General features: G+C 43.2%; 14 protein-coding genes. 9 read left to right on the top strand and 5 right to left on the bottom strand.

What is annotated here, in order from left to right:
• Window positions 1-89 precede the first annotated feature (89 nt).
• The 5 genes from BLQ81_RS19975 to BLQ81_RS19955 are packed head-to-tail and all read left to right on the top strand — an operon-like array spanning window position 90 to window position 4,987.
• The gene (locus BLQ81_RS19975) at window positions 90-803 is read left to right on the top strand and encodes an esterase family protein (RefSeq protein ID WP_092734246.1); all 714 of its coding nucleotides are present in this window, start codon (window positions 90-92) and stop codon (window positions 801-803) included.
• 28 nt (window positions 804-831) lie between these two features.
• Window positions 832-1,788 (top strand): ATP-grasp domain-containing protein, encoded by a 957-nt coding sequence (locus tag BLQ81_RS19970; protein ID WP_092734243.1) that lies wholly within the window; start codon window positions 832-834, stop codon window positions 1,786-1,788.
• A 10-nt stretch (window positions 1,789-1,798) separates the two neighbouring features.
• On the top strand, window positions 1,799-2,917 hold the full coding sequence (locus tag BLQ81_RS19965) for a carboxylate-amine ligase (protein ID WP_092734240.1): 1,119 nt from the start codon (window positions 1,799-1,801) through the stop codon (window positions 2,915-2,917).
• 42 nt (window positions 2,918-2,959) lie between these two features.
• Entirely contained in the window at window positions 2,960-3,790 is an 831-nt protein-coding gene (locus BLQ81_RS19960) for a type 1 glutamine amidotransferase (protein WP_317042047.1), read from the top strand.
• Between the two features lie 6 nt (window positions 3,791-3,796).
• Window positions 3,797-4,987, top strand: coding sequence for a hypothetical protein (locus tag BLQ81_RS19955; protein ID WP_092734237.1), 1,191 nt, complete (start codon window positions 3,797-3,799; stop codon window positions 4,985-4,987).
• A gap of 122 nt (window positions 4,988-5,109) precedes the next feature.
• On the opposite strand, the gene pyrE is transcribed toward BLQ81_RS19955, so the two are convergent.
• Window positions 5,110-5,754 carry an orotate phosphoribosyltransferase gene (gene pyrE / locus BLQ81_RS19950; protein ID WP_092734255.1) on the bottom strand — a complete coding sequence of 215 codons (645 nt, stop codon included), beginning with the start codon at window positions 5,752-5,754 and terminating at the stop codon, window positions 5,110-5,112.
• A gap of 96 nt (window positions 5,755-5,850) precedes the next feature.
• Between pyrE and BLQ81_RS19945 the strand changes: the two genes are divergently transcribed.
• On the top strand, window positions 5,851-6,528 hold the full coding sequence (locus BLQ81_RS19945) for an NUDIX hydrolase (RefSeq protein WP_092734234.1): 678 nt from the start codon (window positions 5,851-5,853) through the stop codon (window positions 6,526-6,528).
• On the opposite strand, the gene coaD is transcribed toward BLQ81_RS19945, so the two are convergent.
• From coaD to BLQ81_RS19925, 4 genes are read right to left on the bottom strand one after another with little or no spacing between them, the layout of a single operon-like run.
• Window positions 6,525-6,980: a pantetheine-phosphate adenylyltransferase gene (coaD, locus tag BLQ81_RS19940; RefSeq protein ID WP_092734231.1), complete on the bottom strand. Its 456-nt coding sequence runs from the start codon at window positions 6,978-6,980 to the stop codon at window positions 6,525-6,527. The genes BLQ81_RS19945 and coaD overlap by 4 nt on opposite strands.
• Before the next feature lie 2 nt (window positions 6,981-6,982).
• Window positions 6,983-7,801, bottom strand: coding sequence for a DUF3822 family protein (locus tag BLQ81_RS19935; protein WP_175454294.1), 819 nt, complete (start codon window positions 7,799-7,801; stop codon window positions 6,983-6,985).
• Window positions 7,802-7,813: 12 nt separating this feature from the next.
• Window positions 7,814-8,398 (bottom strand): hypothetical protein, encoded by a 585-nt coding sequence (locus tag BLQ81_RS19930; protein ID WP_092734225.1) that lies wholly within the window; start codon window positions 8,396-8,398, stop codon window positions 7,814-7,816.
• A 49-nt stretch (window positions 8,399-8,447) separates the two neighbouring features.
• A complete protein-coding gene (locus tag BLQ81_RS19925; RefSeq protein WP_092734222.1) occupies window positions 8,448-8,957 on the bottom strand; it encodes an NUDIX domain-containing protein in 510 nt (169 codons plus the stop codon).
• A 14-nt stretch (window positions 8,958-8,971) separates the two neighbouring features.
• Here BLQ81_RS19925 and BLQ81_RS19920 point away from each other — a divergent pair, with 14 nt between their 5' ends.
• The 3 genes from BLQ81_RS19920 to BLQ81_RS19910 all read left to right on the top strand — a co-directional run bounded on the left by BLQ81_RS19920 (window position 8,972) and on the right by BLQ81_RS19910 (window position 13,295).
• Window positions 8,972-10,420 carry an ATP-dependent DNA helicase gene (locus BLQ81_RS19920; protein ID WP_092734219.1) on the top strand — a complete coding sequence of 483 codons (1,449 nt, stop codon included), beginning with the start codon at window positions 8,972-8,974 and terminating at the stop codon, window positions 10,418-10,420.
• Between the two features lie 151 nt (window positions 10,421-10,571).
• Window positions 10,572-10,970, top strand: coding sequence for a DUF1573 domain-containing protein (locus tag BLQ81_RS19915; protein WP_092734216.1), 399 nt, complete (start codon window positions 10,572-10,574; stop codon window positions 10,968-10,970).
• A gap of 582 nt (window positions 10,971-11,552) precedes the next feature.
• Window positions 11,553-13,295, top strand: a complete 1,743-nt coding sequence (locus BLQ81_RS19910; protein WP_092734213.1) for an ABC transporter ATP-binding protein — start codon at window positions 11,553-11,555, stop codon at window positions 13,293-13,295.
• Window positions 13,296-13,352: the final 57 nt, after the last annotated feature.

Genomic DNA, 13,352 nt, shown 5'->3' with positions numbered 1-13,352 from the left:
ATGCCCATGATCCCGTAGGTAAGGGATCACACAGGGGAATGATTATAAAGGGCATTCCATGTGACAGCTAAAAAACAAATTATAAACACATGAAAGAAGAATATTTTAAGTGGCATTCACAGTACCTCAACCGGGATGTTGAAATGTTGGTTTTTGGGCACGCCGGCTATCCGATCGTGCTTTTTCCAACCTCCAAGGGATCATTTCACGAAAATCGGGATATGGGATTGATTGGTTCTGCCCATTGGTTTATCGAGCAGGGATTGGTACAGATCTTTTGTCCTGAGAGCAACGATGCGCAGAGTTTCTATGACAAGGGCATCCATCCTCATCAGCGCATTCAAAATCATGTCGCTTACGATAAGATGATCTGCTACGAAATCGTAGAGCGAATTCGCCTGAATACCCCTACTGCAAAAGTGGCTATGGCGGGTTGCAGCTTTGGAGGATATCATGCCGCCAATTTTGCCTTTCGCCATCCGGGATATGTCAGTCACATGTTCAGTATGAGCGGAGCTTTTGACATCAGGAATTTCATGGATGGATATCAGCACGATGATATTTATTACAATAGCCCACTTGAATACCTTCCCGGTCTTCAGGATCAAGAGCTTTGGAATATGAAAATTGTGTTGGGGACTTCCAATTGGGATATCTGCTATGATGCCAATATCAAACTTCATCAAGTGCTGGAAGGCAGAAACATTCCGCATTGGTTTGATGTAAGACATGAGAAAAAACACGATTGGCCTGCATGGAAAGAAATGTTTCCACACTATTTATCTACAATCAAATTCAATTAAATCGGATCAATTATAATAGACGAGGATTATGAAAAAAATCGGAATACTTTTCGGCATGGAGGATACTTTTCCTCATGCCTTTGTGGAGCGTGTAAATCAAATCGCCGGGAATGGAATAATGGCGGAATTTGTCCAAATAGACAAAGTTGTCCAAAATAAGCTGACCGAATATGCAGTGATTATTGACCGGATTTCTCAGGATGTCCCTTTTTACAGAGCATATCTGAAAAATGCCGCACTTACCGGTACCGCGGTCATCAATAATCCATTCTGGTGGAGTGCTGACGATAAATTCTTCAACAACTGTCTGGCGGATCAATTGGGAGTTCCCCTGCCCAAGACAGTGTTACTTCCCTCTGCAAAGCACCCGGATGACACCACCGGAAAGTCATTCCGAAACTTGGTCGCTCCCTTGGACTGGGAAGGAATATTTAATTACACCGGCTTTCCTGCGTATATGAAGCCCTACGCGGGAGGGGGTTGGAAGCATGTGTACCGTTTGGAAAATAAAGAGGAGTTTTTCCAAAAACACCCCGAAACAGGGCAATTGGTCATGCTCCTTCAGGAAGAAATCCTGTTTGACGAATACTTCAGAGTGTATTGTCTGGGAGGGAAGTCTGTGAGAATTATGGAATACGAGCCGCGTAATCCGCATCACCTGCGCTACGTTGTTGACAAAGCTCCCGCATCAAAGAAATTACTCAATAAAGTGAAAGACTATACCGTCAAGCTGTGCACAGGTTTGGGTTACGATTTCAATACGGTAGAATTTGCGGTACGGGACGGATTCCCGTATGCGATTGATTTTGGCAATCCCGCACCTGATGCCGATATTAACTCTGTAGGGCAAGCGAACTTTGACTGGGTGGTGGAAGAAGCGGCAAAAATGGCGATCGCTTACGCAAAAGCCCAAAAGCCCGGAAAGATGAATTTGACCTGGGGTACTTTTATGAAGAATTCAGTCGAAATGGCTAAGAGATTTTAAAACACAGCTTATGGCAAACTTGCAGAAAAAGCTCCCGCAATTCACCTTGGGAGTAGAGGAGGAATACATGATAATCGATCCCGTGACCCGGGATCTTCGCTCACACATGTCAAAGATAGTGGAGGGGGGAAAAATCACTTTGAAGGAACAAGTCAAGGCTGAAATGCACCAATCTGTGGTGGAGGTGGGGACAAATATCTGCCAGAATGTGGCTGAAGCTCGAAGGGAAGTAGCCTTGCTGCGCAATAAGATATTTGAGCTTGCATCAGCCCAAGGCTTGGTGGTCGGGGCCTCGAGTACTCACCCGTTTGCCAAGTGGCAGGATCAGGAAATCACCGATGATCCGCGCTATCACATGATTGTCAACGAGCTAAAAGATATCGCACGCTCCAATCTCATCTTTGGTCTGCACGTCCATGTGGGAATCGAAAACCGAGAGACTGCCCTTCAGTTGATGAATCAGGCCTGCTATTTCTTACCCCATATTTATGCACTGACGACAAACTCCCCTTTTTGGGAAGGAAGGAATACGGGGTTTAAGGCATTTAGAGCAAAAGTCTTTGCGAAATTTCCGAGAACAGGCTTGCCGGAATATTTTGATTCGGTCCAGTCTTACGACAATTTTCTGGAGACTTTGGTCAAGACAAACTGTATCGATAACCCGAAGAAGATCTGGTGGGACCTGCGCATGCACCCCTTCTTCAGCACCATTGAGTTTCGCATTTGTGATATGTGTCTGACAGTCGATGAGACGATCTGTATAGTGGCATTGATTCAGGCTGTGGTAGCCAAACTTTACAAGTTGCTGATGAGCAATACCAGCTTTAATATTTACAGGATCGCATTGATCAGAGAAAATAAATTCCGGGCCGCAAGAAATGGAGTTGAGGGGCTTTTGATTGATTTTGGACGAAAAATAGAAGTTCCAACCAAAGAATTGATCATGGAACTGTTGGATTTTGTGGAGGATGTGGTAGACGAATTGGGCAGCAGGGGAGAGATCAACTATGTCCACAAAATCCTCGAAAGAGGTACCGGAGCGGATCAGCAACTCGCTGTTTTTGAAAAGACAGGCAGTCTGGAGGCCGTGGTTGATTTTATTACCGGAAAGTTTACCGAAGGGATATAAGGGTTTGATTACCTTTGTGACAAACGAATCGATCAATTTATTGTGGGAAATAAAAAAGTAAATCTGGCTATTTTGGACATGTATGACGGCGAGCCCAATCAGGGAATGCGCTGCATACGTGATATTCTATCCAGATTTTCCGATGAAATCAGTTACAGGGAATTCGATGTCCGGGGAAAAGCCGAAATTCCCGATGTGCGGAATTTTGACATTTTCATTTCCACAGGCGGACCGGGAGATCCCACTGAAGGCGATGGTCATTGGGATCTTTTGTACAATGAGTTTTTGGATCAAATCTGGATTTGGAATCTTAGCAATTCCCGAAAGAAGCAACTGTTGCTCATCTGCCATTCCTTTCAGATGGCCTGTAGGCATTTTGGTTTGGGGCAGATTACCCAACGAAAATCCACCTCTTTTGGGGTGACCACTATCCATAAGACACCTGAGGGCATGCAGGATCCACTTTTCCTGAATTTATTGAACCCTTTTTGGGCAGTAGATTCCAGGGACTACCAGGTGGTGCAGCCAGACAAGCGAAAGTTAAAATCATTAGGTGCAAAGCTCATCGCATTGGAAAAAATACGCAATCATGTGGAATACGAGCGGGCGATCATGGCCATTCGCATTTCGGATGAAATAGTAGGCACGCAATTTCATCCTGAGGCAGACGCAGTAAGCTTTTTAGAACATTTGAAAAAGCCGATGGTTAGGGAAAAAATCATTGAGCTTAAAGGGAAGGCAAAATTTCGAAACATGCTGGAAGACCTCGTTGACGAAAACAAAATTTACAAAACCAACGAAACCCTGATCCCTAACTTTCTGGGGCAGGCAATCCAGAAACTCCGATTGTTAAATACTCCATCGTTGATCTGATTATCCATGATTGAATCCCTAAGAAATCAATTCAACACCAATTTTTCTCAGGAAAAATATCAGACATTTCTAGATGACATCGCCTCTGACTTCGACTATAGGCCTACATTTCGAATTGCAGAAACTCCGTTTTTCATCCCAAAAAGTCTGAAGAAACAGATTTTCGAAGCGAGTCAGCAGGTGATCGAGTTTATCAAAAGACCCGATTTCAAAGCCTTGACGCAACGATCTGTTGAGTTGAATACATCAGTTCCCGGAGAGGATGCCCACACGCAATTTTTGGCAATTGATTTTGGGATTTGCGAAGCGGAGGGTCAAATTATTCCCAAGCTGATCGAAGTGCAGGGATTCCCTTCTATTTTCAATTTTCAGTTTAACCTTTACCGGAAGATTCTGAAATATTATCCGTTTCTAAGCAGTGTTTCACCCTATCCGGATGGAGTGGACGACACGGTATATCTCAGTCTTTTGAAAGAAGTGGTATTTGGCCGCTTTGCCCCGAATGAAGTGGTATTGTTGGAGATCGAGCCTGAAAATCAAAACACCAAAATAGACTTTTACTACGCCCGTCGTGACTTGGGGATTCCGATTGTTTGTGTGTCTGATGTCATTAAAGAAGGGCAGCAACTTTTCTACAGAAATTCTGAAGGTGAAAAAATCAGGATCAGAAGAATCTACAACCGGGTGATTTTCGACGAGCTGAATCTCAGAAAGGATTTAAAGCTTGATTTCAGTTTTGAAGAGGAGTTGGATGTGGAGTGGGCCGGACATCCCAATTGGTACACGCGCATTTCCAAATTTATTTTACCATACCTTCAGGGACCGTATTTCATCGAGTCTACCTTACTCAGTGATATGGAAACGATCCCCGAGGATCTGGAAAATTACGTGCTTAAACCACTTTTTTCCTTTTCAGGAGCAGGTGTAATTTTCCATGTCAGGAAAGAAGACGTGGAAGCTGTCACCGACAAAGACCTGTATATTTTACAGAAAAAAGTACACTACGCGCCTGTAGTCAAATCCCCCGACGGCAACGTGAAAGTTGAAGTCCGGATGCTCTGTCTTTGGCCGGAAAAGGATGAAAGTCCGACGATTGTGGGCAATTTGGTCAGATTAAGCAGGGGAGAAATGATTGGTGTCAAATTCAACAAAGACAAGGACTGGGTAGGCGGTACCCTGGGCTTGTTTGAAAAGTAAAAAAGCCGGAATTCCCGGCTTTTCTTTGTCTGACTGCGCGGAGTCGAAGTCTGTTTTTACAGTTTAAGCAACAGTATTATTTTGCTTAGTTTGATCGCTAATTTAAAGTAAACCGATAAGTTTTACTGTCCCCACCCTCCAGGATCTTTTCGCCACTCTTCGAGTGATTCCAGCGTTTCGGGGGTAATGTATTTCATTTTCACAGCCATTGGCAGCAGTGCATCATAGTGACTCAGGCAGACTAATTTGATGCCTGCATCCGCGAAGTTTTTGGCTGCCACATCAAATCCGTAACTGAATATAGCAACCATACCGAGTACTTCAAATCCTGCGTTTTTGAGATCCTCTGCCGCCTTGAGCGAACTTCCTCCTGTAGATACCAAATCCTCGACGACAACGACTTTCTGTCCCGGTGTCACCTTACCCTCGATCATATTTTCCATTCCATGTCCCTTAGGTTTGGATCGAACATAAATAAAAGGGAGTCCAAGTTCATTGGCTATCAAAGCACCCTGGGGAATCCCTGCGGTAGCAACTCCTGCTATGGCCTCTACCTCCTGAAAAAAATGACTGACGCACTTCACCAAGTGATCCCGGATCAGATTTCTGACTTCAGGAAAAGAGAGTGAAAGTCTGTTGTCACAATAGATGGGTGATTTCCAGCCGGATGCCCAAGTGAAAGGTTTTTCAGGTTGAAGGCGGATCGCTTGAATTTCGAGTAGTTTGTCTGCCACGTCGGCGGCAATGCTTTGGTCTAAAATTTCCATGGGCTCAAAAATAGCAGATTCATTTGCCTTAAGATTGTACTGCCTGATTTTTTTATGCATTTTTGACCACAACACGTTTGTTATCCAGTATCAGTTATGAAAATCTTTGTCAATGACAAGCCGGTAGAGTTGATCAGTTATGAGGAACTTGATCCAGCTAAGTCCTATGATTTTATTTTTTCAAATTTGGAAGAGTTGCCCACGGATATCAATTGGGAGGAAGATCTCCTGTTTCATGAACCCAGTCATGACACGATCATCCGCCTTCTATACCTGCTCCGCACTCGAAAAATGAAGGAATTGGATTCAATTACGCTGGTGACCAAGGACAAAAAGGCAATGAAAGACTTTATCAAGAGTCGTTTCATGATTATCAAAGCCGCGGGGGGGATTGTCTCCAAGAAGGATAAAGTCCTGATGATTTTCCGCTTGGGAAAATGGGATTTTCCGAAAGGAAAATTCGATAAAGGCGAGGCACCCGGTGATTGTGCCAAGCGCGAGGTAGAGGAAGAAACCAATGTTAGGGTAAAATTGGGTTCCCATATCTGTAACACCTGGCACACCTATACCCAAAATAGAAAGAGTATTTTGAAAAAGACCTATTGGTTTGCCATGGATTCGGTCAATGATTCAGCCATGAAGCCCCAAGAGGAGGAAGGAATTGAGGAGATTTTATGGTTATCTGAGCCTGATGCGAAAACTGCCCTGATCAATTCCTATCCGTCCATGAGATACTTATTCAAACAATACCTCAAAAATCAAATTAAGATCTAAATCGGGAAAGGAAGAAACTCGCTGACATCGCCACCATAGCGGTGAACCTCCCTGATGACGGTAGAACTGATGGCTGCATATTGCGGTGAAGTGATCAAAAAGACTGTTTCCAACTCCGGGTTAAGGTAGCGGTTCATCTGACTGATGGTGTTTTCGTATTCAAAATCAGTCGTGTTTCTGAGTCCTCTGATCAAAAATTGGGCACTGTAATTTTTTGCCAGGGTAGAGGTCAATTCGTTGTAAACAATCACCTTGACCCGAGGCTCATTCGTGTAAACACCTTTGATTTTAGAAACCATCAGATCTATCTCAAAGTACCGGTTTTGCTTGGTGGAATTATACCCGACACCAATGATCACTTCATCAAAAAGGTTGAGACTCCGCAACACAATATCGTGATGCCCCATGGTGAATGGATCAAATGAACCGGGAAAAACAGCTATTTTTTTCATTATTAGTCGTATTGCCAATAGGTTTCTAGGACGTTTTCTGATTTGAGGTGTTTGAAACCGTGCGAATAATTTTGGTTGGCATGCGGATTTTGCAATTTGAAATTTTGAAAATAGCTTTTTCCCCAGGCCTCGGTAATTCCACTCGGTTCAGTTGCTCCAAATATGCTCACCCGGACATGGTTTCGATCGTATTTGAGCTGGTCCATGGCGATCAGGATATACTTGAGAATATCATCCTTTCCCGAAATTTCAAAAATATTGAAAAGACTCAAATCCTGATCAGTAAATGAGGCAAGGTAGATGTGAGATCTGAAATAGTTCACCAATATTTCCTGACCTATAAGATTAAACCTTTCTTTGAATAAATAAGAAAGAAAGGTACAGCCACCATGATGCAGGGTAACTTCTGAAAACCGGGCATCCAGATTTTTTTTGAGTTTGGAGGAAATAAAACTAACGATCTGGAGATTGTTACTATCCAAAGGAGAGAAAAAAAACTTGGCATCATCAGGTACTTCCTGAGCAAATTTTAGGTACTCTTTTTCTTTTCCAGGCTGAAAAAGTACTCCCGGAACTAAACTGAATCCGGACTGATGGAAGTAAAATTTTACCGGTACATCTTGTCTCAACAATGGATCGATACTAAAAAGGCTTTCCAAATCAGGTAATGAAAATTCATTATAATGATGGATAACGATGTTTGCCTGATTTTGATCTTTCGCGAAAATAAAGAGTGAACGGGGGTAAACAAAAAGTGATAAGCCCGATATGTCATCCACATCAAACTTATCACTTTTATAGACCTTAAGGTTGTTTTCCAAAATCCAAGGGGATTATTTCCAGTTGCCCTCGGTAGATGCGTCAGTTCTGGAACCTACCTTCAATGCTTTTTCGTTGTTGTTAGCTCTTCGTTTAGGGTTTATCGGTGATGGATCTCTGATTTCGAAGACGTTGACCAAATAACCGCCCGTCTTTTCAACTTTATCTGCAAAGAATTCAAACTGCTTTCCTCCAGAACCCGGAACAACAGGCAATAAATCAATATTGAAGTCAGGGTATTTTCTTGCGTTGAAAAGCGAATCCATTACGCCTACAGAACCCAGGGTGTCAAATTTAACTGTGATTTGTTCTGCTCCGTAGTCCAACAATTTTGTGGTTTCCGTTCGTTGTACCAACCAGATTGTTCCACCTTCAATAAACATTCTCAACGAATCCCAAGAACTTGCATATTTACCGTTTGAAGCCTGATAGGCCAGTTGGGCATCACGAAGCATGGTTAACTTTTCGATAGTAGCGGCTTCAAGAAGTGCAATTCTTTTCTTGGTTTCAACCACATCATCGACACCCTTCCAAAGAAGGTAACCAAAAAACATGGCAACAGCAAAGAAAACTACTGATAGAATTTTTGTAAGATTCATTTTGATAGAGATTTAGAAATCTGATTAAGGTTGAGGTTTGTTTAACGTGCTATTTTATGGAAATATTTTCGAAATTAAAATATCCTTTCCACAATCCCAGCTCCGAAAAGGATTTAATTCCCCAAAAGACCCGATGTAAGGAATCATTTGGGATGGTATTTATTTCTGAAATGGATTTCCAGGAAATTTCGAGCAGAATTTGATTGTTAACCGAAAGCTCGGGGTCTTTTCCCAATTTCACATTGCCGTTTATCCTTTTTACTTCAAAAAAATGTTCCATGGCATGAAGGGGAGGGTGGAGGTACTCGTAAACGAATAAGTAGTTGCCCACCGCTATATGAAGATGAGTCTCTTCAAAGTATTCCCGTTTGAGGTTTTCGGTGGCTGTACTACCAAAATTCATCCCGCCGCCCGGAACTGACCACAGTATTCTGCCGTTGCCCATCTGATGCTTGACCATCAGGAGTCTGTCATTTTCAATGAGGATTCCGTTGACTCGCGTGCGGAGTTGGTTTCCAAACTTTGCTTCAATTTCTTTGCTGATTTCGTCTTTTGGCATTTACATTCGTGACTATGGGTAAAGATAATCAGGCTGAGTTTAAGCCTTCGGTACTGCTTGGTAAATATTTTCCGTTTGCGCCCACGCTAGGGCAAGCCGAATTTTTTAAGCGGATGGATTTTTTTCTTTTGAAAAGAGCTGAGGAAAAACCCGTATTTGTGCTGAAAGGCTATGCAGGCACAGGGAAGACCTCGCTAACCTCTGCCTTGGTCAAAGTCTTGCCAAAAATGGAGCTGCGGTCTCTTCTTTTGGCTCCAACAGGGAGAGCAGCCAAAGTCATGAGCAATTACTCGGGACGAGCGGCATATACCATCCACAAGATCATTTATAAGCCAAAAGGTGACCCCGGCACAATGGGAGGAGGATTTATCCTTCAAAAAAACTATTACAGGGACACCGTATTTATTGTGGATGAATCTTCCATGCTGGCAGATGATGGAGGTATGTCCGGAAATCTGCTTTGGGATTTGATTCAGTTTGTCTTTTCGGGAAAAGACAACCGACTCCTCTTAATCGGAGATACTGCCCAACTTCCGCCTGTCGGGAGCGAATACAGTCCTGCCTTGGATGCAGGCTATTTGCTCCGGCATTATCGATTGGAAGCTGATCAGTTGGAACTCTCCGAGGTAATGCGGCAACGCTTGGAATCCGGAATTCTTTTCAATGCCACAGCCTTGAGAGATCAGCTTTTGCTCGAAGAGCCGAAAGTGAAAATTCAGACAAGCACTTTTCAGGACATTTTTAAAATGACCTCAGAGAGACTGGAAGAGGGGCTTCGGTATGCCTATGGTAAATATGGAACTGAAAACTCAACGATCGTGACCCGCTCCAATAAGTCTGCGGTCCAATTCAATCTTTACATCAGGCAGGTCATTCATTTCTATGAAGAAGAGATCAACTCAGGTGATTTGCTCATGATTGTGAAGAATAACTACACCTACATGGCCGAATCTGAAAAAGTTAATTTTTTGGCAAACGGGGATATGGTGGAGGTGATGAAGATCCGAAATTTTGAAGAGATGTATGGACTTAGATTTGCGACTTTGGAGCTCAGACTGCTGGATTATCCCGAAGAACCTTTTTTCGAAGCCAAAGTCATTCTTGATACACTTTACTCCCCCAGTCCCTCACTGACGAGAGAGCAATACAGAAGCCTCTATGATCAGGTTTCCCAAGATTATGCAGATGTAGCCAATAAGACGGAACGGATGGAATTGATCCGGAAAGATTCCTATTTGAATGCCTTGCAAATCAAGTTTGCCTACGCGTTGACCTGTCACAAGGCGCAAGGAGGGCAATGGAAAGCTGTATTTGTAGATCAGGGATATCTGAATGATGAGCAAGTGGATCGGGATTTTGTCAGATGGCTCTACACAGCCATTACGAGAGCCACAGAAGAGTTGTATTTAGTGAATTTTTCACCTACATTTTTTGTAAAACCAGCCGCCAAGTCCCCTGAGTAATGGTTTTTGCATTTGTTCACAATATTTAACGGGGAGTAACTTTTATATTGGCATGTTATTTTCACATTTGGAATCAAATCATGCAGCTTTGCGTTGCTTTGATACGAAAAGAAAAATTGAAATATTTGAAAATCAATATTTATAACCAATCATGAAAAAACTAGGATTTCTACTGACACTGTTTGCATTTGCACTTGTATTTCATGCCAATGCACAAGATCAAGCTTCCGGGCCGGTGATTACTTTCAAAGAAACCTCCATTGATTTTGGTGATATCGTACAAGGAGCCAAAGTGGAACACACCTTTGTTCTGACCAATTCAGGCACAGCTCCTTTGGTGATTTCCAATGTGGCTGCTACTTGTGGATGTACTGTCCCAAGCTGGCCAAAAGAGCCTGTGGCTCCCGGTAAATCAGCTGAGATCAAGGTTTCTTTTAATTCTACCGGAAAAATCGGGAAACAAAATTCGGTGGTGAGAATCTACTCCAACGCCTCCGAGCCGATTGAAAAAGTTTCGCTAATCTCCAACGTCCTGCCAAAGACAAATTGATTCCCTCAATTTGAAAATGATTGAACCTGTCCTTTTGGGCAGGTTTTTTTTTGCCCGAGCTGTTAAAATGCCCTCACCGTTTTTGGTGCATTTGAAATGCCTGTGATCCCGTATTTACGGGATCACACAGGGGGATGCCCCGAGCTATCGGGGCAGGGCATTCTCCCGATGAAAGATCGGGACAGGCTATCTGACCAAAAAAATCAAATTATAAACAGATTAAATCAGTTCAATAGATTGAAGGAATCTTTTTTTTGATTATCCGCAATCCTGCCAGTAAGAAAGGTTAGGCTATATAAAGTTGCGGATAATCGTCCACAGACGACTGTCAACAGTCCACAGCTCGTTTTTTGGAACTTCAAACCTTATTTTATTTTGCTACTGGCAAGAAAGCGGACATACATAATCTTTTTTTTAAATCTGAAAATACCAAAAAAGGACAAGCTTAACTTGATTGCTATGATAGTCAGTTTTTTAGGGGTAAACTGGAGCGAAGAGAAGCAGAAAATGAACTGTTTTTGACTTTCATGTTTTCTTCTATTTAAATTGACTTCAGCAACCTCTCACCACTGCCTATTTTTCATGAATCAGACAAAATCAAAAGTCACCATGGGTCAGGTCTTCAAGACCATTATCTGGCCCAGACGAAAGCACTTATTTTTGGGACTATTTCTGATAATCATCAGCCGACTAGCGAGTCTAGTCCTGCCTGGGGCAAGTAAATACCTCATTGATGACGTAATCCCGAGCAATGACCTGAATATGCTCAAATGGCTAATCATAGCTGTGGTTGTGGCGATCATCATTCAGTCAGTCACTTCCTACAGCCTCACGCAAATCCTGAGTGTAGAGGCTCAACACCTCATCGCCAAGCTTCGGTCTCAGGTACAAAAGCATATTATCAAGCTTCCAATCCGATACTTTGACAATGCCAAAACAGGTGAGTTGGTCTCACGGATCATGACCGATGTAGAGGGGGTAAGAAATCTGGTTGGGACGGGATTTGCCCAAATGGTGGGAGGGGTTCTTACGGCAGTGATTTCGCTCTTTCTCTTGATTAATATCAGCCCGATGATGACACTTTATGTGCTGCTTCCGGTGGTTGTTTTTGGATTGGTTTCCCTGAAAGCTTTCGGGAAAATCCGTCCGATCTTCAGAGAACGGGGAAAAATCAATGCGCAAGTGACCGGCAGACTCACCGAAACACTTGGAGGAATCCGCGTGATCAAAGGATTCAATGCAGAAGCCCAAGAGATAAAAACGTTTGAAAGAGGCGTAGATGAGCTATTCCAAAATGTAAAGGCAAGTCTCACTGCAACAAGTTTTGTGACTTCTGCAGGGGCACTCCTATTGGGCTTGGCTTCTGCCGGCATCATGGGAATCGGAGGCTATATGATTATGGAAGGGGAGATGACTTTCGGGGATTTCCTGGCATTTACCCTTTACTTGGGTTTTATGATTGCACCCATAGTTCAAATGTCCAATATCGGCAGTCAGCTGACAGAGGCTTTTGCCGGTTTGGATCGGACAGAGGAAATCATGAATACGCCTCTGGAAGCAGACGATCGCAAGCGAACCCAAGTAGTGGATAAAATCGTCGGTGATGTGGAATTTAGAGATGTTTCTTTTGCCTATGAGTCCGGAAAGGAAGTGGTAAAGGGAATCAACTTCAAAGCTCCTGCTGGCTCAGTGACTGCATTAGTGGGGACATCAGGCTCTGGCAAAACAACCATTGCGGGTCTTGCTGCCACTTTTTTAAATCCAGATTCGGGCCAAATCCTCCTTGATGGTCATGATCTTCAATCTGTTACCTTAGACTCCTTCCGTTCTCAGTTGGGGGTTGTTTTGCAGGATGACTTTCTTTTTGAAGGGACAATTCGGGAAAATATTCTTTTTCCACGGCCTGAAGCCACGGAGGAGGAAGTCCAGAAAGCGGTGAAGGCTGCGCATGTACAGGAGTTTTCCGACAGATTTGAGAAGGGATTGGATACGCTGATCGGGGAGCGTGGCGTAAAGCTTTCGGGTGGGCAAAGGCAACGGATAGCAATTGCAAGAGCAATCCTGGCAGACCCAAGAATATTGATTTTGGATGAAGCTACCTCCAATCTGGATACGGAATCAGAAACCCTGATCCAGGCAAGTCTGAAAGAATTGATGAAAGGAAGAACCACCTTTGTGATTGCGCACCGATTAAGTACAATTCGGCAGGCAGATCAGATTTTAGTTATTGAGCAGGGCAAAATCGTGGAGCGGGGAATGCATGACCAACTCATCGAATCAAAGGGAAGATATTATCAACTCTATACCTATCAGGCAAGAATTTAGCCTCTCTTCTATTTACTTGTTTTAATTCTTCCAGAAATCCCCAACCTTTAATTGGTA

The sequence above is a fragment of the Algoriphagus alkaliphilus genome, from assembly GCF_900103735.1.
In the GTDB taxonomy this organism is placed as follows: domain Bacteria; phylum Bacteroidota; class Bacteroidia; order Cytophagales; family Cyclobacteriaceae; genus Algoriphagus; species Algoriphagus alkaliphilus.
The sequence above is the reverse complement of the archived record's forward strand: the minus strand, read 5'-3'. Positions and strand labels throughout refer to the sequence as shown.

Bases quoted from the DNA above. Each gene is read 5' to 3' on its own strand.
- BLQ81_RS19975 (WP_092734246.1), top strand. From the start codon at position 90: ATGAAAGAAGAATATTTTAAGTGGCATTCACAGTACCTCAACCGGGAT.
- BLQ81_RS19970 (WP_092734243.1), top strand. From the start codon at position 832: ATGAAAAAAATCGGAATACTTTTCGGCATGGAGGATACTTTTCCTCAT.
- BLQ81_RS19965 (WP_092734240.1), top strand. From the start codon at position 1,799: ATGGCAAACTTGCAGAAAAAGCTCCCGCAATTCACCTTGGGAGTAGAG.
- BLQ81_RS19955 (WP_092734237.1), top strand. From the start codon at position 3,797: ATGATTGAATCCCTAAGAAATCAATTCAACACCAATTTTTCTCAGGAA.
- pyrE (WP_092734255.1), bottom strand. From the start codon at position 5,754: ATGGAAATTTTAGACCAAAGCATTGCCGCCGACGTGGCAGACAAACTA.
- BLQ81_RS19945 (WP_092734234.1), top strand. From the start codon at position 5,851: ATGAAAATCTTTGTCAATGACAAGCCGGTAGAGTTGATCAGTTATGAG.
- coaD (WP_092734231.1), bottom strand. From the start codon at position 6,980: ATGAAAAAAATAGCTGTTTTTCCCGGTTCATTTGATCCATTCACCATG.
- BLQ81_RS19930 (WP_092734225.1), bottom strand. From the start codon at position 8,398: ATGAATCTTACAAAAATTCTATCAGTAGTTTTCTTTGCTGTTGCCATG.
- BLQ81_RS19925 (WP_092734222.1), bottom strand. From the start codon at position 8,957: ATGCCAAAAGACGAAATCAGCAAAGAAATTGAAGCAAAGTTTGGAAAC.
- BLQ81_RS19920 (WP_092734219.1), top strand. From the start codon at position 8,972: ATGGGTAAAGATAATCAGGCTGAGTTTAAGCCTTCGGTACTGCTTGGT.
- BLQ81_RS19915 (WP_092734216.1), top strand. From the start codon at position 10,572: ATGAAAAAACTAGGATTTCTACTGACACTGTTTGCATTTGCACTTGTA.
- BLQ81_RS19910 (WP_092734213.1), top strand. From the start codon at position 11,553: ATGAATCAGACAAAATCAAAAGTCACCATGGGTCAGGTCTTCAAGACC.